This is a genomic window from Dokdonia ponticola (genome assembly GCF_042653865.1).
Taxonomy (GTDB): domain Bacteria; phylum Bacteroidota; class Bacteroidia; order Flavobacteriales; family Flavobacteriaceae; genus Dokdonia; species Dokdonia ponticola.
Map to the genome: position 1 here is coordinate 26,744 of NZ_JBHSFV010000004.1, position 21,525 is coordinate 48,268.

General features: G+C 37.3%; 21 protein-coding genes. 13 read left to right on the top strand and 8 right to left on the bottom strand.

Annotated features, from left to right (window positions below; all coding sequences use genetic code 11):
- Nucleotides 1–3: 3 nt before the first annotated feature.
- The 4 genes from ACFO3O_RS08125 to ACFO3O_RS08140 all read left to right on the top strand — a co-directional run bounded on the left by ACFO3O_RS08125 (nt 4) and on the right by ACFO3O_RS08140 (nt 3,762).
- The gene (locus ACFO3O_RS08125; RefSeq protein ID WP_379978099.1) at nt 4–1,281 is read left to right on the top strand and encodes an OmpA family protein; all 1,278 of its coding nucleotides are present in this window, start codon (nt 4–6) and stop codon (nt 1,279–1,281) included.
- Between the two features lie 22 nt (nt 1,282–1,303).
- Nucleotides 1,304–2,362: a hypothetical protein gene (locus ACFO3O_RS08130; RefSeq protein WP_379978100.1), complete on the top strand. Its 1,059-nt coding sequence runs from the start codon at nt 1,304–1,306 to the stop codon at nt 2,360–2,362.
- A gap of 10 nt (nt 2,363–2,372) precedes the next feature.
- Entirely contained in the window at nt 2,373–3,050 is a 678-nt protein-coding gene (locus ACFO3O_RS08135; protein WP_379978101.1) for a TapB family protein, read from the top strand.
- Nucleotides 3,051–3,219: 169 nt separating this feature from the next.
- A complete protein-coding gene (locus ACFO3O_RS08140) occupies nt 3,220–3,762 on the top strand; it encodes a hypothetical protein (RefSeq protein ID WP_379978102.1) in 543 nt (180 codons plus the stop codon).
- Between the two features lie 27 nt (nt 3,763–3,789).
- On the opposite strand, the gene lipB is transcribed toward ACFO3O_RS08140, so the two are convergent.
- The 3 genes from lipB to ACFO3O_RS08155 all read right to left on the bottom strand — a co-directional run bounded on the left by lipB (nt 3,790) and on the right by ACFO3O_RS08155 (nt 5,767).
- Nucleotides 3,790–4,503, bottom strand: a complete 714-nt coding sequence (gene lipB / locus ACFO3O_RS08145) for a lipoyl(octanoyl) transferase LipB (RefSeq protein ID WP_379978103.1) — start codon at nt 4,501–4,503, stop codon at nt 3,790–3,792.
- A gap of 240 nt (nt 4,504–4,743) precedes the next feature.
- Complete coding sequence (locus ACFO3O_RS08150; RefSeq protein ID WP_379978104.1) at nt 4,744–5,604, bottom strand: hypothetical protein; 861 nt, start codon at nt 5,602–5,604, stop codon at nt 4,744–4,746.
- Between the two features lies 1 nt (nt 5,605).
- Nucleotides 5,606–5,767, bottom strand: a complete 162-nt coding sequence (locus ACFO3O_RS08155; RefSeq protein WP_089369478.1) for a YqaE/Pmp3 family membrane protein — start codon at nt 5,765–5,767, stop codon at nt 5,606–5,608.
- 135 nt (nt 5,768–5,902) lie between these two features.
- Between ACFO3O_RS08155 and ACFO3O_RS08160 the strand changes: the two genes are divergently transcribed.
- The 4 genes from ACFO3O_RS08160 (at nt 5,903) to ACFO3O_RS08175 (ending at nt 11,579) form a co-directional block, all read left to right on the top strand.
- On the top strand, nt 5,903–6,958 hold the full coding sequence (locus ACFO3O_RS08160) for a helix-turn-helix domain-containing protein (RefSeq protein WP_379978105.1): 1,056 nt from the start codon (nt 5,903–5,905) through the stop codon (nt 6,956–6,958).
- 221 nt (nt 6,959–7,179) lie between these two features.
- Nucleotides 7,180–8,070 carry a thioredoxin family protein gene (locus ACFO3O_RS08165; protein WP_379978106.1) on the top strand — a complete coding sequence of 297 codons (891 nt, stop codon included), beginning with the start codon at nt 7,180–7,182 and terminating at the stop codon, nt 8,068–8,070.
- 75 nt (nt 8,071–8,145) lie between these two features.
- Nucleotides 8,146–9,837 carry a lysine--tRNA ligase gene (gene lysS, locus ACFO3O_RS08170; protein ID WP_379978107.1) on the top strand — a complete coding sequence of 564 codons (1,692 nt, stop codon included), beginning with the start codon at nt 8,146–8,148 and terminating at the stop codon, nt 9,835–9,837.
- Between the two features lie 170 nt (nt 9,838–10,007).
- Nucleotides 10,008–11,579, top strand: a complete 1,572-nt coding sequence (locus ACFO3O_RS08175) for a hypothetical protein (protein ID WP_379978108.1) — start codon at nt 10,008–10,010, stop codon at nt 11,577–11,579.
- Nucleotides 11,580–11,654: 75 nt separating this feature from the next.
- Here ACFO3O_RS08175 and ACFO3O_RS08180 read toward each other — a convergent pair whose 3' ends face one another.
- Nucleotides 11,655–12,119: an MORN repeat-containing protein gene (locus ACFO3O_RS08180; RefSeq protein WP_379978109.1), complete on the bottom strand. Its 465-nt coding sequence runs from the start codon at nt 12,117–12,119 to the stop codon at nt 11,655–11,657.
- Nucleotides 12,120–12,255: 136 nt separating this feature from the next.
- Between ACFO3O_RS08180 and ACFO3O_RS08185 the strand changes: the two genes are divergently transcribed.
- Both ACFO3O_RS08185 and ACFO3O_RS08190 read left to right on the top strand, forming a co-directional pair.
- Nucleotides 12,256–12,642: a thiol-disulfide oxidoreductase DCC family protein gene (locus ACFO3O_RS08185; RefSeq protein WP_379978110.1), complete on the top strand. Its 387-nt coding sequence runs from the start codon at nt 12,256–12,258 to the stop codon at nt 12,640–12,642.
- Between the two features lie 112 nt (nt 12,643–12,754).
- The gene (locus ACFO3O_RS08190; protein WP_379978111.1) at nt 12,755–12,898 is read left to right on the top strand and encodes a hypothetical protein; all 144 of its coding nucleotides are present in this window, start codon (nt 12,755–12,757) and stop codon (nt 12,896–12,898) included.
- Nucleotides 12,899–12,919: 21 nt separating this feature from the next.
- Here ACFO3O_RS08190 and yiaA read toward each other — a convergent pair whose 3' ends face one another.
- Nucleotides 12,920–13,375 carry an inner membrane protein YiaA gene (yiaA, locus tag ACFO3O_RS08195; RefSeq protein WP_379978112.1) on the bottom strand — a complete coding sequence of 152 codons (456 nt, stop codon included), beginning with the start codon at nt 13,373–13,375 and terminating at the stop codon, nt 12,920–12,922.
- Nucleotides 13,376–13,406: 31 nt separating this feature from the next.
- Complete coding sequence (locus ACFO3O_RS08200) at nt 13,407–14,489, bottom strand: hypothetical protein (protein ID WP_379978113.1); 1,083 nt, start codon at nt 14,487–14,489, stop codon at nt 13,407–13,409.
- A gap of 165 nt (nt 14,490–14,654) precedes the next feature.
- On the opposite strand from ACFO3O_RS08200, the gene ACFO3O_RS08205 reads away from it, so the two are divergent.
- From ACFO3O_RS08205 to ACFO3O_RS08215, 3 genes are all read left to right on the top strand, one after another.
- Nucleotides 14,655–16,121, top strand: coding sequence for a hypothetical protein (locus tag ACFO3O_RS08205; protein ID WP_379978114.1), 1,467 nt, complete (start codon nt 14,655–14,657; stop codon nt 16,119–16,121).
- A gap of 183 nt (nt 16,122–16,304) precedes the next feature.
- Nucleotides 16,305–18,797 carry a zinc-dependent metalloprotease gene (locus tag ACFO3O_RS08210; RefSeq protein WP_379978115.1) on the top strand — a complete coding sequence of 831 codons (2,493 nt, stop codon included), beginning with the start codon at nt 16,305–16,307 and terminating at the stop codon, nt 18,795–18,797.
- A gap of 139 nt (nt 18,798–18,936) precedes the next feature.
- Nucleotides 18,937–19,353, top strand: a complete 417-nt coding sequence (locus ACFO3O_RS08215; protein WP_379978116.1) for a hypothetical protein — start codon at nt 18,937–18,939, stop codon at nt 19,351–19,353.
- Between the two features lie 62 nt (nt 19,354–19,415).
- Here the strand turns inward: ACFO3O_RS08215 and hemL are convergent, their stop codons facing one another.
- Nucleotides 19,416–20,702, bottom strand: coding sequence for a glutamate-1-semialdehyde 2,1-aminomutase (gene hemL, locus ACFO3O_RS08220; RefSeq protein ID WP_379978117.1), 1,287 nt, complete (start codon nt 20,700–20,702; stop codon nt 19,416–19,418).
- Between the two features lie 3 nt (nt 20,703–20,705).
- Nucleotides 20,706–21,524: a glucosaminidase domain-containing protein gene (locus ACFO3O_RS08225; protein ID WP_379978118.1), complete on the bottom strand. Its 819-nt coding sequence runs from the start codon at nt 21,522–21,524 to the stop codon at nt 20,706–20,708.
- Nucleotide 21,525: the final 1 nt, after the last annotated feature.

Genomic DNA, 21,525 nt, shown 5'->3' on the forward strand with positions numbered 1-21,525 from the left:
ATCATGAAAACACAACACATCATATTCGTTTTTTGCCTTCTTTTATGTAGTTCTGGAGCAAAGGCACAACTCTTTAAAAAATTAGGAGAAGCCGCCGAAAAATCTGCCGAACGCGCGGTAGAAAGAAGAGTAGAAAGAGAAACTACCAAAAAAACAGACCAAGCACTTGACAGTGTTTTTAAGAAAAAGAAAAAAAAGAAGAAGAAACGTAAAAACAAAGCGAAAGACACAGGTCAGGATGAAAACACTTCTTCCAACGAAGCGTCTACAGAGTCAAGCCCTACCATAAAGCGAAGTTCTGATTTTACACCAGGTAATATCACCATTTTTGAAGATCAATTTACCAAAGACAACCCTGGTGATTTTCCCGTACAATGGGATACCAATGGCAGTGGTGACATCGCGATGATTAACAACCAGAAATGGATGCGATTAAGTGGGCGCTCCAAATACATCCCATTGACCAAAGAATCCCTTCCAGAAAACTACACCATAGAGTTTGATCTCTTTACGGATGGACTAGATGGTAAAACAAGTTCTCAAGCTTTTCTTACCCTCCTTATTGAAGACAACACAGGCTTTAAACGAGCCAAAGACTGGTGTATGGCAGAGATTTCTGTGTGTCAATTTATAGGGAATAACGGGGTGGTAGAAAAAGTCGCCGATGGGAAACGCCAACTTCGTAATCAGATAGGAAAGGACTATCGAGAAGCGATTAATGGAAAATCACACGTTGCTATCGCAGTAAACAAAACACGCATGCGTGTATGGCTAAATGAAAATAAACTAGTAGATGTCCCAAGGCTTGTTCCCGAAAATGCCAATGTATTTAAACTTGCGGTAAGAGGTCTTAGAGATCCAGAAGGCATGGATGAAATTTACATTTCTAATATCCGCATCGCAAAAACAGGCGAAGACAATCGCAGTAAATTACTCACAGAAGGACGCCTTACCACTAACAGTATTCTATTTGAATCGGCGAGTGCGACGCTTAAAGATAGTTCGTTTCCGACCATTCGGGAGATTGCTACCGTACTAGAAGAAAACCCTGAGGTAAACATCAAGATTATAGGACATACCGATGATGATGGACCGGAAGATCGTAATCTTACGCTTTCGCGAAAGCGTGCCGACGCCGTAAAGAAAATGATGACAACCGCTTACGGAATCGATGCATCCAGAATCACCACCGATGGCATGGGAGAAAGTCAACCTGTTGCATCTAACGCTACCAAAGAAGGAAAAACCCTTAACCGACGCGTAGAGTTTGTAAAGCTTTAAATACAACTTAAAATTAACAGACATGAAAACACTTTTAAAAATGGCAGGAATGCTCGTTTTATTACTTACGCTTGGATGTGGTAATAATGACGACACTACACCTCCCGAAATGGAAATAACAGCATCCATCATAGGTGACTGGCAACGTACCTCCGGAAGCCTTATAGGAGTCCAATGGGAATATCTATTAATAAAACCTGACAATACCATGAATCTATTTTTTCAAGATGATAACGGTTTTAGGGATGAAAATACAGGTAATTATACCGCAACAGACAATCAAGTTACTGTAGAAATTGGTTTTTTCGGGAGTGTATTACTCAATTACACTCTGACTGATAGCACGTTAGAACTTCTGGACAGTAGTGGTAATGTGAGTACCTATAACCGTGTGACCAATGCGCCTTCTAGTGACACTTGGATTCAAAAATTAACCATTATATCACAAGGGGATGCTCCCTGGGATGAAACAGCAGATATTGCGTTTAATGGCACACAAATCCTCTTAGGTAACGGATATGCCGCAGATAATATTGGACTGATCAACCCCGAGACATTTGCGCTAGACGGTGTGATTATCACAACACAATCTGCGTTTGCCGTAGAGGTAGAAAAATTTGATGTTCCAGACAAGTATATTTTTCAATCTAATAATGGATCGACACAATTTAAAGCCTACACAGAAAACACAAACACAGAAGCCTTTACCTCTCTTGAGCTAGGTCCTTGGATTTATGGGCTTGCCTCTAAAGAAGGCCTTACGGTATGGGCTTCTAGCGGTAATGAAGAAACACTTTATCTACTAGATTACAACAATGAAAGCGCACAAATAATTACCAGAACAATCCCTCTTGACAGGAGGGTTGATGGCATGGATTATCAAAACGATTTACTCTATGTATGCTCTCAAGGTAATATATACATCTGTGATGTTTCTTCTTCTTTTGAAGTTCTTGAAACGCTCACCGTTGAGGGATATAGAGCCTATGGCATTGCCTTTGACGGCACCAACTTCTGGATCAATGCATCCTCTAATAATGGCGACCCTAACCAACTTATCAAAACCAGTTTAACACTCTAAAAACAAGTATATGAAAGCACTCATAATCTTGATCGTTTTATTTATAACGACACCGCTACTCGCACAAAATAATTGCAGTAAGTATTATGCTTCCAAACCCGGGAGGAAATTAATTCATAAAGTATATGACAAAAGAGAACGCCATAGCATGACCACAGAGTACAATGTAGAAAGTGCCAACGCTTCAGGAATACAAATGAATTTTAATCTTTGGGACAAACGCGGAGAACACATCACAGGGGGTAAGTTAGCATTAGGTTGCAACAACAGAACGACTTACCTCGCTCCAGAATCTATCATGACCGATTTATTGAGTCAATATGAAGATATGGAATACACGGTGACCACCACAGACAGGCTTGCGATTCCTAATCATTTAGAGATTGGGCAAAACTTACCCGATGCAAGTGCTTCTATCAATTTAAATGCACAGATTTTGGCTATCAACTTTGATATTGTGTTATCCAATAGAAAAGTCATACGAAAGGAGCAAATAGAAACTCCAGCGGGAATTTTTGATTGTTTTGTAATTACGTATGATAATGAGATGAGAGGTAGCCTCGCTTCAAGAAATTACAAATGCACTGATTGGATTGCCGAAGGGATAGGCATGGTCAAACAGGAAACCTATAAAGAAAATGGCCGCCTGATGAGTCGGTCGCTATTAAATGAAGTCACCGATTTTTAATCTTACAATTAATTAGCCCAAACCCAATACTACAAACTATCTAGGTTTTATTACGATAAATCTTCTCTCACTATCTCACTCATTGTCGTATTGGGTTTTTTAAAAATTACGCTTTCGCGAAAAAACATACTGGATAGGCACTTTCCGAAAGCTCAAAACAACTAACATCATGAAAACACTTTTTAAATACCTATGCGCCTCTTTTCTAGTATGCTGCCTGATAGCTTGCGAGACAGACGTACCAGAGACAGATACTGTTGCCCCAACCTTCTCTTTAAAAATCACAGGAGATGGTTTTGATAGAACCTTTACGCAAGATGATACTTTTGACAACTTACAACTCAACCTACGTGCTGGGATTTCTTATGATTTTATACTAGGAGGTGTTGATCAAGGCGGAGTCCGCCAAGTGCAATTCCAATATTCACCCATTTCAACACCTATAAGTACGACTATACCTTCTCCTTGGACAGAAAACAACAATGGATTTTCATCTACGATCCGATTTAATGGAGATCGTAACAATGCCTTTACGGCACAATTACTTTCAGGCACCTTTACCGCGACTTTAGGAAGTGAAGAAATAATAGCCGAAACCTTCTATATCCGTGTAGAAGATTTTGGAGGTGAAAGTGGCCCGCCGTTCAATATCACAGAGGCTGTTTTAAATATTGTGATCGCAAATCATCCCACAGCAGTTGTTACAATGTAACATATGATTGTAACAAAAAACCGAAGCCTAGGCTTCGGTTTTTTGTTGTATTTCTGCTTCAAACAAAGTAGTAAAATGTTTGAGTAATTTTTCTTTTACTTCAGCTTCATCAACGTTGGATTTTCCTAGTTCAACATTGAGAGACGTCACTGCTTTATCTTTAATGCCGCAAGGAATCATTAAGTCGAAGTATCCTAAATCTGCATTCACATTAAACGCAAAACCGTGCATGGTCACCCAACGACTAGCACGCACACCCATCGCACATATTTTTCGTGCAAACGGAGTTCCTACATCAAACCAAACCCCTGTTTCACCAGGAGAACGTTCGGCGTTGAGGCCATAATCTGCAAGGGTTAAAATGACCATTTCTTCTAGCAATCGTAAATACTTATGGATATCTGTAAAGAAATTTTCTAAATCTAGGATAGGATAGCCTACAATTTGGCCAGGTCCATGATAGGTAATATCACCTCCTCTGTTTATCTTATAGAACGTAGCGTTTTTTTCTGCAAGTTCTTTTTCGCTGACAAGCAAATTATCAAAATCACCACTCTTCCCTAATGTAAATACATGCGGATGCTCTACCATAAGGAAATAATTAGGAGTCGCAAGTCCGGCATCTTCACGTCTATTCTTGATTTTTATATCCAGAATTTCTTTGAAAAGTTCCTCTTGATAATCCCAAGTTTCTTTATAATCTCGGTTGCCTAAGTCCTGAAGTTGGATTGTTTTATTCACAATACAAAGATACGGAGAAACAAAAATCCTTCTAATACCAATTTAATTTTAAAATATTACATAAAAGGCGACGTAGTTTTTTATTCTAAAGACACCGTGATTATATTGCATAGCCATAGCTACGGAATGTATGAGCAAGGAATTTAGAATGAAAAAGAGCAAGCCTATATGCAACATTTTATGGTTAAAATGGTATAAATATATTGCCTAGAAGGATTTTGTGTTAAAATATAAACGCTTTTATTTATCCTCTAGAACGACTTCAAAGTTTTCAAGAACCTTGGTTTTTTCTTCCATTAACTCACTCCACGGCACCACAAAAGTCACTGTCTTTCCATCTTCAGAAATCACAGCTCCCTCAGGAGATACTGAGATCACTTTTCGGGGAAACACATATTCCAATTTCATGGTAGCATTTTCAAGTTCGGTGGTAAATTGACTCATCATTCCTTTGAGCATCGCCTCTTCTTGACTTTCTTCTTCATCTGATGTTAGATTATTTTTTAGGGCTTCAAGGTCTAGTTTTGTCTCTTCCTTAAGGAGTCCTTCATCTTCCAGATGTTCACTTAAACTTTTGGGATCTGTCCTTCTAAAGGTATTATTTTCAAACGTATAGATTACTTTATCTAAAGACATCATGTCTCCTCCAGGGGCTGATTGTTCTTTTTGCACTTCGCTTTTTGCTTGGTCAAACACTTCATCTACTTCATAAGCTACACGCTCTAATTCTGAAAAGGTTGTAAAATCTTTAGAAATATTCATTTTAAACTCTCCATTAGCTTCATCCATTTTCATCGCCATGGTAAAATCCTTAAGTTTCTCTATTTTAGCGCGATCTTCTGCGGGTAAACCAGCAATACTGTCTTTATGGTCTCTAATAAGATCTGCAAAAACGATTACAGTGTCTGTTTTTGTCTTTTTTTTATCAGGATTAGAAGCGCCACCTCCCATCTCATTGGCCATCGTCATCATGGCAGAAAGATCAAAAGAAGTCTCATAATGACCTCCCATATTTTCATTAAAAACAATGCGTTCTTGGACATTACAACTCACTAGTATAAAAACTAATAAGCCGCATAATACTCCTACTCTTTTTGTCATTTTAGTTATTTTTTGGATTATTTAGTATGACTAGGGCCGCAATAACACCAGGCACCCAACCACACAGCCAAAGTAAGAAAACTATTAATACCGATCCACATCCTCTTCCAATGACGGAAAGAGGTGGAAAAAATATGGCTAAAAGTACACGCCAGAAACTCATAAGATTTGATTTTGACACCCCGTATTCAGCAGGGTATGATTGATTGATGTATGCTATACGTCTGTAAAAGAAAGATATTGTTACATCTTTCAACGCAGGAAATCTATCTTTTTTATATTAGCGTTTTAAATCACTATGAGACACAAGCTTTTTATACTAATGTTACTTACCTGCAGCTTCTCATGGGTATGCTTTGGACAATATGAATTTTCTGGACAAATAGACACTAAGAATTGGGAAGGTGACATCTACCTCTCTATCGTCAGAGACTACAGAAAGCTATCAGGAATCTATCCAGAGCAAATTATTAATAAGACCACACCAGATGCTTTTGGGCATTTTACCTTTTCGGGAAATAACTTATCGCCCGAAAACAATATGTATCGCATACATATAGATAGTTGTCCTGAAGAATCAAAAGATGCGGCACATTTTACAGGACATTGTCTAAACAGTAAAGAAGTCCTGTTTGTGGCCAACAACAAAGACAAAATCACACTCCCCTTTACCTTTGATCAAGAAATCTTTTGCAGTGTTGCATCTACCAATGAAAAAGCAAATACCTTTATTAAGATAGATTCCCTCAAAGAATTAATGCGGTATGAATTTGGTTCCTACAGAAGTCAAGCTAATTGGGACCTCAATGCCCAAAAATGGTTTAAAAAATTTCAAGACTACGGTCAACAACTAGACGAACCCCTCGCTGAATTGTATGCCTATGCATTCCTTTCTGATCGCTCTCGAGACCTTTACAACTATTACCTACAAGATCTAGAACAAACAAATTATTATCAAGAACTTGCCGCTAGGTTAAACGAAAAATACCCAAACCAACCCTACACAGAACAATTTAAAAAAGAACTTGCTGCCGATTATTTCTTAATCCGTAAACCTGAAGCAACCCCAACATCTAACTGGATATATATTCTAGGTTTTTTATTAATTGTATCACTTCTTACAAATGCATATTTTCTATTTTTTAAAAGAAAAGCACCTGCTCAGACACCCACGTCTTTAACAAATCAAGAACAAAAAGTATTAGACTTAATTCTACAAAATCGTACCAATAAAGAAATTGCTTCTGAGATATTTGTCAGTGTGAGTACTGTAAAAACACACATTAACAGCATTTATAAAAAACTAAATGTATCCAATAGAGAGGAAGTTAAATCTCTTTATAAAAAATCTTAGACAAACTACTTTGATAACTGCACAAGGGGTATTAACAAGATACGCTCACTTTTATATTTCAAGGCATTATAGATCTTTTGCTAAATAAAAAAATTTAATCATCTGATTATCATTACACTATTAAATTTCCACCTAGGGTCTAGTCCCTCTTCCCATCCCCTGTTTCTTTACTGTTTATGGTTTTAATCTCAATTTAGAACCCTATTTAAAAATAAGAAACAATGAAGAAAAACATCCTCTTTACAATGGCAATAATTGCTTTTCAAACTATTGGATTTTCGCAATCCTTTAACCACGAAGAAACACAAAATAAATCCTCTTTCCTCCTAGGAAAGATTAATAAAGAAGCGCTCAGTGAAGCGCCCTATGCCACTTGGTTTACCAAAGGATTTGACGAGTACACTCCAGACGTCACAACCATCAATTCTTTAAAAGGATCACTATCCGCATACACCCTCACTGCCTTTATGGGAACGTGGTGCGGGGATAGCAAACGAGAGATTCCTCGATTATATAAAATCTTAGAAGCCGCTCAATTCCCTCTCGATCGACTTACACTTGTTGCCGTGGCTAGAAATGCCGAAAACTACAAACAAAGCCCCGGAGGAGAACATGAAGGCATAAATATCCATCGTGTCCCTACAATCATATTTTACAAAGACGGAAAGGAAGTCAACCGCATTGTAGAATCACCTGTGGTGAGTTTAGAACAAGATATGCTGGCAATCCTTAAAAACAACTACACACCCAATTATCACATAGTGACCCTCACCAATGAACTCCTAGAAGATCTTGGTACTGAAAAATTCATCAAAAAATCACATAAAAACGTAAAAGAACTTCAAAAATATGCGCAAAAAACGAGTCAACTCAACACCTACGCTAGTGTACTTTTTTACGCTGGGGAAACAGAAAAAGCCATTGCAGCTCTAAAATTTAACACACAACTCTATCCAACAGAAAGCAGTACTTTTTTAAATCTTGGCAACAAATTGGCTAAACTAGAAAGATCTGAAGAGGCCTTAGAAGCCTACAAAAAAGCACTTTTATTAAACCCTGACAACAAAAAAATTCAAGAAGCGATAGACCTATTGAAGGCGAATATCAAATAGATCAAATCCCTATGCAGAATAAGATTGAATTTTAATCACGTAACGAGTATCTTTGCACGCTTAAAACAATAGTGTATGGCACTCTCAGAACAAGAACAAGTACGTCGTGATAAATTATCACGCTTGCGCAAAATGGGTATCGACCCCTATCCCGCTCCTTTATATCCAGTAAATAATACATCTACCAAGATAAAACAGGAGTACAAGGAAGGGATGAAGGTCATCATCGCTGGGCGCTTGATGTCTAGACGTATCCAAGGATCTGCCTCTTTTGCTGAGCTTCAAGATGCTGAAGGCCGTGTGCAAGTGTATTTTAACCGTGATGAGATTTGTACAGGAGATGATAAATCAAAATACAATGATGTCTATAAGAAATTATTAGACATCGGTGATTTTGTAGGGATTGAAGGTGAGTTATTCACTACCAAAGTAGGAGAAATCACTGTGATGGTAAAAGACTTTACGCTCTTAAGTAAGTCACTACGCCCATTACCACAGCCTAGAGTAGACGAAGACGGAAAGGTGCATGATGAGTTTAACGATCCTGAATTACGTTACCGCCAACGATATGTAGATCTTGTAGTGAATCCAAAAGTAAAAGACACCTTTGTCAAACGTACACAAATCACTACGGCAATTCGTGATTTTTATAATGAGATGGGATTCTTAGAAGTAGAAACTCCCATCTTACAACCCATCCCTGGAGGTGCTTCTGCACGTCCGTTTATGACCCATCACAATGCGCTAGATATTCCTTTATACCTGCGTATTGCTAATGAGTTATACCTAAAAAGATTAATTGTAGGAGGCTTTGATGGCGTATATGAATTTGCAAAAGATTTCCGTAACGAAGGGATGGATCGTACGCACAACCCAGAATTTACGGTCATGGAAATGTATGCTGCTTACAAGGATTATGAGTGGATGATGGATACCACAGAGCAATTGCTTGAAAAAGTAGCGATAAAGCTTCATGGTACGCCAGAAGTGCCTTTCGGCGAAAATATTATTAACTATAAAGCCCCCTACAAGCGTATTGGAATTTTAGATGCGATTAAGGAACATACGGGCTACGATTTATATCAAAAATCAGAAGAAGAAATTCGTGATGCAGCTAGAGCGCTAGGCCTTGAGGTAGATGAAACTATGGGGATTGGAAAACTAGTCGATGAGATTTTTGGAGAGAAGTGTGAGCATTTATACATCCAACCTACCTTCATTATGGATCATCCAGTAGAAATGAGTCCGCTGACGAAGAAGCACCGAAGCAAAGAAGGATTGACAGAACGTTTTGAATTGATGGTAAATGGGAAGGAATTAGCAAATGCCTATACCGAGTTGAATGACCCTATCGATCAGCGTGAGCGTTTTGAAGACCAATTAAAGCTCTCTGAAAAAGGAGATGACGAAGCGATGTTTATCGATCAGGATTTCTTACGTGCTTTGGAGTATGGAATGCCTCCTACCTCTGGAATTGGTATTGGTATTGACCGTCTTGCGATGTTTATGACCAATAATCAGTCGATTCAAGAAGTACTTTTCTTCCCGCAGATGAAACCAGAAAAGAAACCTTTAGAGCTTACTGATAATGAAAAAGCGATCTACGAGGTTCTTAAAAAAGAGAAAACCATAGCATTGGGCGCACTAAAAACAGCTACTGGATTAAGCAACAAAGGCTGGGACAAAGGCCTCAAAGGTCTGACAAAACTCGGCGTTGCTAAAGTCACTAAGGATGATAGCGGATTGACGGTGACATTAGAGAGTTAAAATTCACATCGTTAATAACTTATATACAAAGACCTGCTTTTATAAAGTGGGTCTTTTTTCTTTTCTTACACGCTTTCGCGAAAGCGTAAATACCCGTAAAAACCCCTGTTTTTAAAAAACTGATTCTAATTATTTTTGTAGCTCATTAATAACCAAAACTAGTAACCCCCATGAAGAAAATCTATACCTTCGTCACTGCTGGGCTTGTTTTACTTTTATGTACCGCATGTCCTGGCCCCACTAAAACAATAAGTTATAAGGTAAGCGTCACACCTATCGCTGCATCAAATGCACCTGCCTTACAATCGTTTGCACATGCCACTTCTGGAGAAGATTGGCTTTTATTTGCAGGCCGTACCAATAAAGATGCTTTAATTGGTGGACTTCATAATTTAGATGCCAATTATGCAGACTCCTCGTTTATACCTAAATCATTTAACACAAAAATTTACACCTATAATCCAACGAATGATACCGCCTGGGATATTGACTACACGGTATTTATGAAAGGGCTTAAAACTCATTTAGCGAAGGATACTACGTCTACGATGTATCAATCGTTTAAAAAGTTAGAAAAAGATAGTATCAACTTCACTTCGATTTTTGTGAATTCAAATCCGCTAGTCACCCAAGATGATGGATATATGTATCTAATAGGCGGATATGGTCCAAAGAACTTTGAGTATTTTGAAGAAACCCCAAATTGGCACCAAGATACCACGGTTACAGATCATAAAAAGCAAGAATATATCACGTATGATCAGGTTGTGAGATTACACATCGAATCGTTAATAAAATTGACAAAAAAGGAAACCCTTACCGATGCAGAGTGGTCAAACATTTTTAGATATGACACGGCAGCTTCTCTCGTTAGTACAGGTGCTGAAGTATTAAAATTAGGAAGCACTTTTTATGTGGCAGGTGGTCACAATTTTACAAGTAGTAGTCAAAAATACCTAGATGCTGTATATCCATTTTCAGTAAAGCCTTCTAAAACAACCTTATCTTTGGGTGTAACTGTTTCTGCAGCTATTTCTGATGTCTCTGATCCTACCGACCCCTCAGCTGATAATGTATCCATTTTTCGCCGCAGAGACGGTCCTGTAGTCCCTTCAATGTATTACAATGAAACAGAAAAAACAATGGAACAAAGCCTTACGTTTTATGGAGGGGTTTTTAAACCTGGAGAAGATCTACAAGCATGGAATGACGCGATTTATGTACACCCAGATTGGGCAACAGAAAATAAATTATACACCTACGACACGGCTTACAATCAAGACAATTTTAATGTGTATGCCTGTGGTAATTTCGTTGGGTTTGATAGTGACACCAATGTATTACATACCTTTTTATTAGGAGGTATCGGTGATGGGAAGCCTTCAAGTACCTTATCTGGTTTTACAAATACTGGATTACATATTACGATGGATGTTAAAAAGCAACCTATGCAGAGCGCTATTAAAGATACACTTCATAATGTATTTGGAAATACATCTAATTTTTATGGTGCAGAGTCCATTCTCATAAAAAACAGCACTAGTATTTCTCAAAAAATAGGAGAAATTAACTCTGAGATTGTCGATCTGAAGACAACCTTAGGCACAAATAGTGAAGTTGTTATCGGCCACATCTATGGAGGTATAGAAGCATTTGAATCCAATCCTGGCACGTACGGGCAAGGAAAATCTGCAGCCTCTAGTAAAATATGGAAAGTAACCCTTACAAAACAAGAAGAATAAATAAACCTATTATTTAAAAACATCAAAGCCTTCTATCGCGAGATAGGAGGCTTTTTTTTTCAATTCAAACAATTATTATTTAGAGTCTACAAATTCATTTTCTACCCAAACACCTTGTAGCACTATCTCTCCAGAAGTGTCAAATAGCTTTCCTTTTCCGTTTTTCTTATTATGCTTCCATTTACCACTCCATTTTGAATGGTCTACGAGAATCATAGACCCTTTCCCATGTCGTTGATTATTTTTAAAAGATCCTTCATACCGTGTTCCATCCGGCCAAGTATAAGTCCCTCTCCCTGAAATGACAGAACCTGATAAATTGCCTGAATATTTTGTTCCGTCAAACCAACTAATATTTCCTTTTACAAGATTACCAGAAGCAACTTCGACATCAAAGCTGGCACCCTGTAAAGTAAATTTATGCCATCCATCTGGTAATTGTGCGATATCTGGACTAAAAGGGATGGCATTTATGGCTTGAGCTTGCAGATTAAAAATAGTAGTCATCATTAGACTAACGATAAAGAATATCTTTTTCATAGGTTTTATTTTTTAGCATTTACCTAGGTGTGTCGGCAAATACAATCGAGTACTTACAAAATGAAAAGAAATCTTTTTGGGTAATGAATCTATAATGACCTCGACACATTACCAGTAATTAACATATGAAATAGATATGAAAACAAATCATCAGAAAGACATCATCATATTTGATGGAGAATGTAATTTATGTAATGGTGTCATAGGTTGGCTTTTGAAATTTGCACCTACTGCTACTTTTCACTTTTTGCCTTTTCAATCTCCAAAAGGACAAGAATTATTAAGACAGTATCATCGACCTACAGATCAGTTAGACACTGTTATTCTCATTAATCAAACAGGAATACACACACATTCTGATGGCTTTTTAAAAATAGTAGCTGAAATACCCAAATGGAAACGCGTCGCTGCATTACTTGGATTTATACCGAGAATGTTAAGAGATTACGTATACAAAACAGCTTCCCGTAATCGTCTAAGATGGTTTGGAGTCTCTAAAAGCTGCACTATACATTTTGGATAAAAACAAAACGGATGGCAAAACCATCCGTTTTTTTAAATATAGCCGTCTTATGCAAAATAAACATCTATTGTAGACCTACTTTTTAACTTTATACTACAAAAACTACCTACAAATGTCCACACACAAAACCATCGTATATTTAATGCCTAATCACTTTATTAACAGCAATGTACTACAGCTTTTTTATAAACACGTAAAACCCGATAGTATATTACGTCCTATCGGGTTTCTCACACCACACAACAAAGCACAATAACCTGTTATTACGCTTTGTTATCTAACTTTCTTTTTGTTCCAAAAACTTAATATCTCTTGTGTTCTTTTGCACCGCAATAGCAGCAAAGAGACTTAGGAAAAAAGAAATGCCATAAAAGCCTTTTTCACTCAATGCTAAGTTTGCATTCCATAAGCCTATAACAAGTAATAATATAGAGACGATGGTCACAAACCAACTCACTCCATAATATATATCTGTTACAGGAATTCCTTCTAATCTATCTCTCACTGTTTTTTGAACCGAAATCACTGAAAATAAGCCAAATAACAATATTGTAAAGTAGTATCCTTTTTCATTAAGATCCATCGTAGCATTCCATAATCCGACACAAAAAGAGACCATTCCTATGAGTAAAGATGCCCAAGATGCTGATATAAAAGCAGCAGTTGGTTTTGCATCAAATACTCCTTTTACTTTTTCCTTTTTTTCTGTTTCAATTTTTACTTGATTTTCCATAGTTGTGTGTTTTAATGTTTGTGTAATTTTCTTATGTATTTATGAGTGTATCACCACAGGAATAACAATGTGGCAGGTGTGCATAATTCTTAGTATCACAGGTAGTACAATTTTTAAAAAGTTGAAGTCCGCAGTGACGACAATAGGTCGTCACCCTTAGGGTTCCCGATCGGTTTTTACGTTTTCCACTTTGAAAAATCTCATTGATCAAATAATCTTTGCCGCAACTAGGACACATATGATTTTCTAATGCCTTCTCTGCAACTTCATTTTTGATTTGTTTAGAGCGTTCTACAGAGGATAGCTGTAGCTCTTCTTTCTTTCTTTTAACAAAAGCTTTTAAGTGTTTTATCGCATATATTCCGAGGAGTACAGATAATAGAATCCCAATAGCATAGCGCACATACCCTCCATAACTTGGTAAATAGGGAACCAATCCGATAAAGAAGGCATAAAACGCAAAGAATACAACGCCCCTAAACAATGGCCAATAACTGTGCTTTCGTTTTTTAAGCAATAGCCAGATTCCTAACAATAATACTGGAATTACAAATAACAACCGACTTATAAAAATGTGTAAGTCATAGGCTCGCTCGGCTTTTACATATAGTTTTCTAGCTTCGGATATTTCTTTATCTATAGCTTCTTCATACGTTCGTTCTTCTGCAAGAAAGCCCTCTATACGTGCCTGCAACAAAAGTATTTCTGCTTTTTCTGTTTTAAGCGAAGTACGCAAAGAGTCCAATAAGCGATTGCGATGCTGTATCTCAACATTTACCTGAGAAGATTGTGTGGCTGTACGTGTCGATATCCAGGTTTTAAAAGATGCTTGTTGCTCTTCTAGCGCATTTTGAACAAGATCAACCGATAATTGTACATTCTCTTTTTCGTCCTGTATGCTTAAAATCGAATCTCGAATACTTTGCCTTAACACCCGATATTTTTTGACATCTGTGTGTATTTCAAAATCGGTAACATAAGGACGTTGTTCTACACCGTCAATATCCCAAATAATTCGATTCGCCATGCCTATTAAAAAGATGGCTAAAAGAAAACTAATGACATAATGAATGAATGTGGTTGTGCGTGTGAGTTTTTTATTATTAAAATCCATAATCCATTGGTTAAATGACAGGGCAAATATGCAATAGGATTAAGAGCAAAAAAATCAAAGTTTTACTAAAAACTTATGATATATTTTTATTAATACTAGTTAAATATCATATATTACGGTAATTATATAATCTAATACTTACGATACTATATGGTGCTTTTTGATATGATACAATCACTTTCTGCAGAAGATTATGAAAAGTTCAAGTCGTACCTACGTCAAAAAAATAAACGCGCTGATACAAAAAACACCATCTTATTAAAGCTATTAAGACAACCGCAACTCCCTACCAATATTGATGTCAAGCTATACGGAAAAGCCGCTAGAAATGCCTATCATGCACTCTGCAAACGACTTCACGACAGCTTACTTGATTTTATTGCAAGTCGTAATCTAGAATCTGAAACTACCGAAGAATTTGAAGTACTAAAACGCATTCTTACGGCACGTATTCTCTACGAACAAGAAGTACACAAAGCAGCTCAAAAAACACTTCAAAAAGCAGTCACCATCGCAAAAGCACATGACTTATACAGCATGCTCGGCGAGATCTATCACACCCAAATACAATACGCACACCTCCATCCCGAAACAAATCTTACCGATTTAATCCTTGCATTTCAAACCAACCAAAAACATCATCAACATCAAGAAAACCTGAACTTAGCCTACGCCTACATCAAAGACCACATTTCAAAAACCAATAATACCGTTACAGAAGACCTAAATCAACTTCTTACGGATGCATTTCAAAAATTCAACATCAGTATTGATACATCACTTACCTTCAAATCGCTATACCAATTGCTAGAAATCATCAATACTGTAGCGCGATTAGAGAATAATTATTTTGATGCACTCCCCTTTTTTGAACGTATCTATACAAAGATTGCTCTCAAGAAAAACATAACGAACAAACACCTCTACTACCACATCCATTTGCTCTATTTTATGTCAAATGCGTATTTCAGGAACAGGCAATTTGAGTTGGCAATCACCTATCTCGACCTCATGAAAGAGCAAATGCTCGCTGAAAGGGGTGCTTATAAATTCCGCTTTCGCGAAAGCGAACTCCTACTTCGTTCCCTTATTCTTAATTATACTGGAAATGCAACCGAAGCCATTATCCTCTTAGAAGCTCATTTTAAAAACCAAACAAGAAAAAATAAGATTCAAGACCCCGATCTTATTCTTGTGCTTTGTATTTGTCGCATACAACAGGGACTTTACAAACAAGCGCTAAGCGTACTGAATATGTTAAAACATAGCACAGCTTGGTATGTAACCAAAATGGGTGAAGACTGGATGATCAAACATGACCTGCTTCAGCTTATCACTCACATAGAGTTAGAAAATATGGATCTTGTAGAATCACTTCTAAAGCGTTTTAAACGAAGTTACAAACATGTCATTTCTCAGGAGCATAGGCTTCAGGATTTTCTCAAGATATTAGAAATCATACATAAATACCCAGAAGAAGTAAAAGGTGACCGCTTTCGCGAAAGCATAAAAAGTCTATTTACCACAAAAAATAAAGCGAAAGAAGATATTTTTATGCTAAGCTATTTTGCTTGGATTCTCTCAAAAGCAACAAGCAAACCGCTTTATCAAACAACATTAGACCTGTTATAAATAACGACAGAAGTAATTATTAATTTTTCATAATAAGCCCATAAATTGGTGTATGAAATTAAGTAAATGTGACGTTTTTATCGTTTTCATTACAAAACATCAATAAATCACACGTATTTAACAATACATTCACAAAATTCCCTTCTAACAATACTTACCTTTTGTGCTTCAAAAAAACTCATTATGCGTATAAAAATACACTACTTGATTTTAGCTTTTTTAGCACTATCAATAATAGGTTGTGGAGCTTCTCAGACCAAAAAATCAAAGGCTACAGCCTCCGCAAAATCAAAACCCAAACCTAAAAAAGGGGAAATACAACCTTATAATAAGGTCATCACCAAAGAGGCAAAAACAGACGAAGGTCTCTTTACCGTTCACAAAATAGACAACTCCTACTTTTACGAAATTCCTGATTCTCTTTTTGGAAGAGAGATGCTTATGGTGACTCGTATTGCCAAAACAGCTACCGGATTAGGATTTGGTGGAGGTAAACAAAACACCTCTGTATTACGTTGGGAAGTAAAAGACAAAAAAGTACTTCTCCGCGTAGTCTCTCACCAGATTTATGCTGCAGATTCATTGCCGATCTCTGAAGCTGTTAAGAATAGTAACTTTGAACCTATTTTATATGCTTTTGATATCAAAGCTTACCATAAAGACACTGTAAACAACTCTAGAAATACAGTTATAGACGCATCAGAACTTTTCACAAAAGATGTCAAACCACTCGGCCTTCCAGATTCTAGAAGAAAAGGATACAAAGTAACACGCCTTGATGAAAAGCGTTCGTATATAGACACTATACGTAGTTATCCTAGAAATATCGAAACTAGACACGTAAAAACGTATGCAGCATCTGCACCTCCAAGTAATAGTGCAACTGGCTCACTCTCTTTAATGATGAGTAACTCTATGATTTTACTTCCTGAAACGCCTATGAAGCGACGTTATTTTGATCAACGTGTAGGCTGGTTTGCTCGTGGTCAAACTGATTACGGACAGGAAGCACAAAAGAGTAAAACGGTTAGATATTTAGACAGATGGAGATTAGAAGTAAAAGATGAGGATATTGAAAAATACAATCGTGGTGAACTCGTGGAACCAAAAAAACAGATAGTATATTATGTAGATAGAGCGACTCCAAAAAAATGGATTCCTTATATCAAACAGGGTATTGAAGATTGGCAAGTTGCTTTTGAAGCTGCTGGATTTAAAAATGCCATCATCGCAAAAGATCCTCCTACTCCAGAAGAAGATCCTGACTGGAGCCCAGAAGATGTCCGCTATAGTGTTGTACGCTATCTAGCCTCTCCAATCCCAAATGCAAATGGACCTCACGTAAGTGACCCTAGAAGTGGAGAAATCTTAGAAAGTGACATTAACTGGTATCATAATGTAATGTCATTATTACGCAATTGGTATTTTATACAAACAGCAGCTATTAATCCTGACGCACAAACCTTAGAATTTAAAGACGAGGTAATGGGACGTTTGATTCGTTTTGTTTCTTCTCACGAAGTTGGACATACATTAGGTTTACCACACAACATGGGAAGTAGTGTTGCCTACCCTGTAGACAAATTACGCGATCCTGAATTCACTAAAAAATACGGCACAGCTCCTTCTATCATGGACTATGCACGTTTTAACTATGTAGCACAACCTGGAGATGGAGATGTCGCTCTTATGCCTAACATTGGTATTTATGACAAATATGCTATCAAATGGGGATACAAACCCATTTTAAATACAGCTGCAGAAGATGAAAAGAAAACCTTAGATAGCTGGATTTTAGAACATGCTGGAGATCCTATGTACCGTTTTGGAAGACAACAATTTGGAGTTGTTGACCCTAGCTCACAAACAGAAGATTTAGGAGACGATGCTGTCAAAGCAAGCACGTATGGAATAGCGAATTTAAAGCGTATTGTACCTAATCTTACAAAGTGGACCGCAGAAGATGGAAAAAACTATGAAGACTTAGAGACTATGTATGGTCAAGTATTATCACAATACAATAGATACATGGGACATGTCACTGCAAATATTGGAGGTGTTTATGAAATATACAAAACATACGATCAAGAAGGAGCTGTGTACACTCATGTAGACGCAGACAAACAAAAAGGTGCGTTGACATTCCTTCAAAAAGAGCTATTTGAAACACCGCAGTGGTTAATAGACGAGAGCATCTTCGATAAAGTAGAATCTGCAGGAAGTGTTGAGCGTATTCGTCGTTTCCAAACACGTACTTTAAATAACTTACTTGATTTTGGAAGAGTAGCGCGTATGTTAGAAAATGAAGCGCTTAATGGAGAGGAGGCATACACAACTATGGAGATGATGGCTGACTTGCGTAATGGACTCTTTAGTGAATTAAGAAGTAGTAGAAAAATTGACATCTACCGTCGTAATTTACAAAGAGCCTATGTAGAACGTTTGGAAACCTTAATGACGAAAGAACAACCAAGGCTTTCTGGCGCTTTTGCTCGTTTTTCTTCTCGTACAAATATAGACGTTAGTCAAAGTGATATCCGTGCGATTGTACGTCAAGAGCTCAAAGACCTAAAACGAACTTTACAAAGCAACACCGGACGTATGAGCGACAAAATAAGCAGAATACATTTGATTGACTTGGTAGAACGTATTGATCTTATACTAGACCCTAAATAACACAATACTTTTTATATTATATAGCAAAGCCCTCCAATTGGAGGGCTTTCTTCATAATACTATGTTAATTACAACCGCACTATTAAACTTTAGAATAAACACAAAGTCATAGATGCATAACAAAAAAACATTAAGATAGATGAAATACATAGTAACAACAATGCTTCTGTGCCTAACAATAACAGTTGCCGCACAGAGAGGAAATGGTCACCAGAGAAGAGCACAATTAAGTCCTGAGCAACAAGCTACATTAACAACAAAAAAAATGACGCTTGCCTTAGACTTAAATACAAAACAAGAAAACGAAGTTTATAAGGTACAATTAGAGCAAGCGCAAAAGAGGAAATCCTTCATGGATGAGCGCAAAAAAGAAGATCGTCCAGAATTAACCAAAGAACAACGTTTTGAACTTGAAATAAAGAAACTTGATCATAAAATTGCTGTTCAAAGAGAAATGAAATCTATTCTTACGGCCGATCAATTTGAACTATGGCGCAAAATGAATCATAGAAACAAACAAAAGAGAAAAGGAAAACACCACACCCGAAGAAAGTAGGCTGATGTAGGTTGAAAAAAAGGAGCGTTTTAATCAAAACGCTCCTTTTGCTTTATAAAAATCTATAATGTACTTGCTACTTTAGCCACAGCGGCTATAGTCGTATCTAAATCTTCATAAGTCAATGCATCTGTAATGAACCATGATTCATAAGCACTAGGCGCAATATAAATCCCCTCTGCTAATAGTCCATGAAAAAACTTTTTAAATGTATCATTATCGCCAGCAGCAGCGGTTTTAAAATCAACGACTTCGTCTTTTGCAAAATGCACTGAAATCATAGACCCAATACGATTAATGGTATGTGTTATAGTATGATTACTTAAGGCGTCTGCCATTCCTTTATGAAGGTAGGCTGTTTTTTCTTCTAGTCGTGTAAAAAGAGCTTTATCAGTATCAATTGCTGTAAGCATAGCAAGACCTGCTGCCATGGCAAGTGGATTCCCACTCAATGTTCCCGCTTGATATACAGGTCCGAGTGGCGCTAGATAGTTCATAATCTCATCACGAGCAGCAAACGCTCCTACAGGCAAACCTCCTCCTATTACCTTTCCAAAAGTAACGATATCTGCCTGCACCCCTTTAAGTTCCTGTACACCTCCTTTAGCGAGCCTGAAACCCGTCATCACTTCATCAAAAATAAGCAGTGCATTATATTGATCACACAGACTTCGCAAGCCTTCTAGAAACCCATTTTTAGGGGGAATACATCCCATATTCCCCGCTACAGGTTCCACTATAATAGCCGCAATTTCTTCTGGATTTGCTTTAAAAAGCGCTTCTATCTGATCTAAATTATTATAATCTGCAAGTAGCGTGTCTTTTGCTGTTCCTTTAGTCACACCTGGGCTATTCGGAGAACCAAAAGTAACAGCGCCACTTCCTGCTTGTATTAAAAACGAATCAGAATGACCATGATAACAACCTGCAAATTTTATGATTTTTTCTCTGTTGGTAAATCCTCTAGCCAAACGTATTGCGCTCATACAAGCTTCTGTTCCACTGTTGACAAAACGTATTTTATCAATACTAGGTACCATAGAAACAGCTAATTTTGCGATCTCTGTCTCAATTTCTGTGGGCATCCCAAAAGAGGTTCCTTTTTGTGCCTTGGTAACCACCGCATCTACGACGGGTGGATAGGCATGCCCCAAGATCATAGGTCCCCAAGAATTAATATAATCTATCAATGTTCTTCCATCCTCATCATAGAGATAAGCTCCTTTTGCTTCTTTCACAAAAATGGGATCACCCCCTACAGATTTAAAAGCTCTCACTGGACTATTGACTCCTCCTGGAATAACACGCTGTGCTTCTACAAACAAAGCACTACTTCTCTTATATATCATGAATTAATATCTGCTATCAAATGGTTCTACGTACAATACTTGACCCACAAAAATCTCATTGCTTTCAAGTCCGTTTATTTTTTTAAGATCTTCCACACTGATCTTGTATTTTTTGGAAATACGGTATAAGGTTTCTCCCTTTTCTACCGTATGCTGATTCTTTTTATCTTTTACTATTTTATAGTCTTTTTCTTGTTTACCAAGCACCTCTCCGTCATAACGATACAATTCATAACGCTCTATTAAAGAGATAAGCTTTACTGGATACTTTTTATCTGTAGCATACCCTGCAGCTCGGAGCCCTTTTGCCCATCCTTTATAATCATCTTTAGGAAGTTTAAAAAGAGACGCATATCTCCCTCGATTTGTAAGAAACAAAGAATGATCTCTGTAGGAGAATTTTGCTAGGCTATATTTTCTAAAACACTCTCCTTTTTCATCGTCGTCATGATATACTTTAGCACCTTTCCAATCATGACATTTAATCCCAAAATGATTATTTGCTTTCTGAACCAACTCGCCATTTCCTGCTCCAGACTCTAAAATTCCTTGTGCTAGAGTTATACTTGCAGGAATCCCGTACTGACGCATCTCTTCTTGCGCAATTCCAGCATAAGCTTCTATATAGCCTTCCACGCCTGTTTTAGGCACTGGATTGACTACTATTTCTTCTTCTTTAGGTGTTTCAGTGGTTGGACGCGGAGTCACTCGCTCATTTCGTTCTTTTTTTGGAGTTGTTTTACGTGTTGTTGTTCTTTTTGAAGAGCCACAACTCGCAAGTACACATCCTAATAAAAATATAAACACAATACGTCTTATCATC

What these genes read in the sequence shown, in the direction of transcription:
- ACFO3O_RS08185 (WP_379978110.1), top strand. Translation starts at nt 12,256, where the DNA reads ATGAAAACAAATCATCAGAAAGACATCATCATATTTGATGGAGAATGT.
- ACFO3O_RS08225 (WP_379978118.1), bottom strand. Translation starts at nt 21,524, where the DNA reads ATGATAAGACGTATTGTGTTTATATTTTTATTAGGATGTGTACTTGCG.
- ACFO3O_RS08140 (WP_379978102.1), top strand. Translation starts at nt 3,220, where the DNA reads ATGAAAACACTTTTTAAATACCTATGCGCCTCTTTTCTAGTATGCTGC.
- ACFO3O_RS08160 (WP_379978105.1), top strand. Translation starts at nt 5,903, where the DNA reads ATGAGACACAAGCTTTTTATACTAATGTTACTTACCTGCAGCTTCTCA.
- yiaA (WP_379978112.1), bottom strand. Translation starts at nt 13,375, where the DNA reads ATGGAAAATCAAGTAAAAATTGAAACAGAAAAAAAGGAAAAAGTAAAA.
- ACFO3O_RS08190 (WP_379978111.1), top strand. Translation starts at nt 12,755, where the DNA reads ATGTCCACACACAAAACCATCGTATATTTAATGCCTAATCACTTTATT.
- ACFO3O_RS08205 (WP_379978114.1), top strand. Translation starts at nt 14,655, where the DNA reads ATGATACAATCACTTTCTGCAGAAGATTATGAAAAGTTCAAGTCGTAC.
- ACFO3O_RS08155 (WP_089369478.1), bottom strand. Translation starts at nt 5,767, where the DNA reads ATGAGTTTCTGGCGTGTACTTTTAGCCATATTTTTTCCACCTCTTTCC.
- ACFO3O_RS08165 (WP_379978106.1), top strand. Translation starts at nt 7,180, where the DNA reads ATGAAGAAAAACATCCTCTTTACAATGGCAATAATTGCTTTTCAAACT.
- ACFO3O_RS08150 (WP_379978104.1), bottom strand. Translation starts at nt 5,604, where the DNA reads ATGACAAAAAGAGTAGGAGTATTATGCGGCTTATTAGTTTTTATACTA.
- ACFO3O_RS08135 (WP_379978101.1), top strand. Translation starts at nt 2,373, where the DNA reads ATGAAAGCACTCATAATCTTGATCGTTTTATTTATAACGACACCGCTA.
- ACFO3O_RS08175 (WP_379978108.1), top strand. Translation starts at nt 10,008, where the DNA reads ATGAAGAAAATCTATACCTTCGTCACTGCTGGGCTTGTTTTACTTTTA.
- hemL (WP_379978117.1), bottom strand. Translation starts at nt 20,702, where the DNA reads ATGATATATAAGAGAAGTAGTGCTTTGTTTGTAGAAGCACAGCGTGTT.
- ACFO3O_RS08200 (WP_379978113.1), bottom strand. Translation starts at nt 14,489, where the DNA reads ATGGATTTTAATAATAAAAAACTCACACGCACAACCACATTCATTCAT.
- ACFO3O_RS08180 (WP_379978109.1), bottom strand. Translation starts at nt 12,119, where the DNA reads ATGAAAAAGATATTCTTTATCGTTAGTCTAATGATGACTACTATTTTT.
- ACFO3O_RS08130 (WP_379978100.1), top strand. Translation starts at nt 1,304, where the DNA reads ATGAAAACACTTTTAAAAATGGCAGGAATGCTCGTTTTATTACTTACG.
- lysS (WP_379978107.1), top strand. Translation starts at nt 8,146, where the DNA reads ATGGCACTCTCAGAACAAGAACAAGTACGTCGTGATAAATTATCACGC.
- ACFO3O_RS08215 (WP_379978116.1), top strand. Translation starts at nt 18,937, where the DNA reads ATGAAATACATAGTAACAACAATGCTTCTGTGCCTAACAATAACAGTT.
- ACFO3O_RS08210 (WP_379978115.1), top strand. Translation starts at nt 16,305, where the DNA reads ATGCGTATAAAAATACACTACTTGATTTTAGCTTTTTTAGCACTATCA.
- ACFO3O_RS08125 (WP_379978099.1), top strand. Translation starts at nt 4, where the DNA reads ATGAAAACACAACACATCATATTCGTTTTTTGCCTTCTTTTATGTAGT.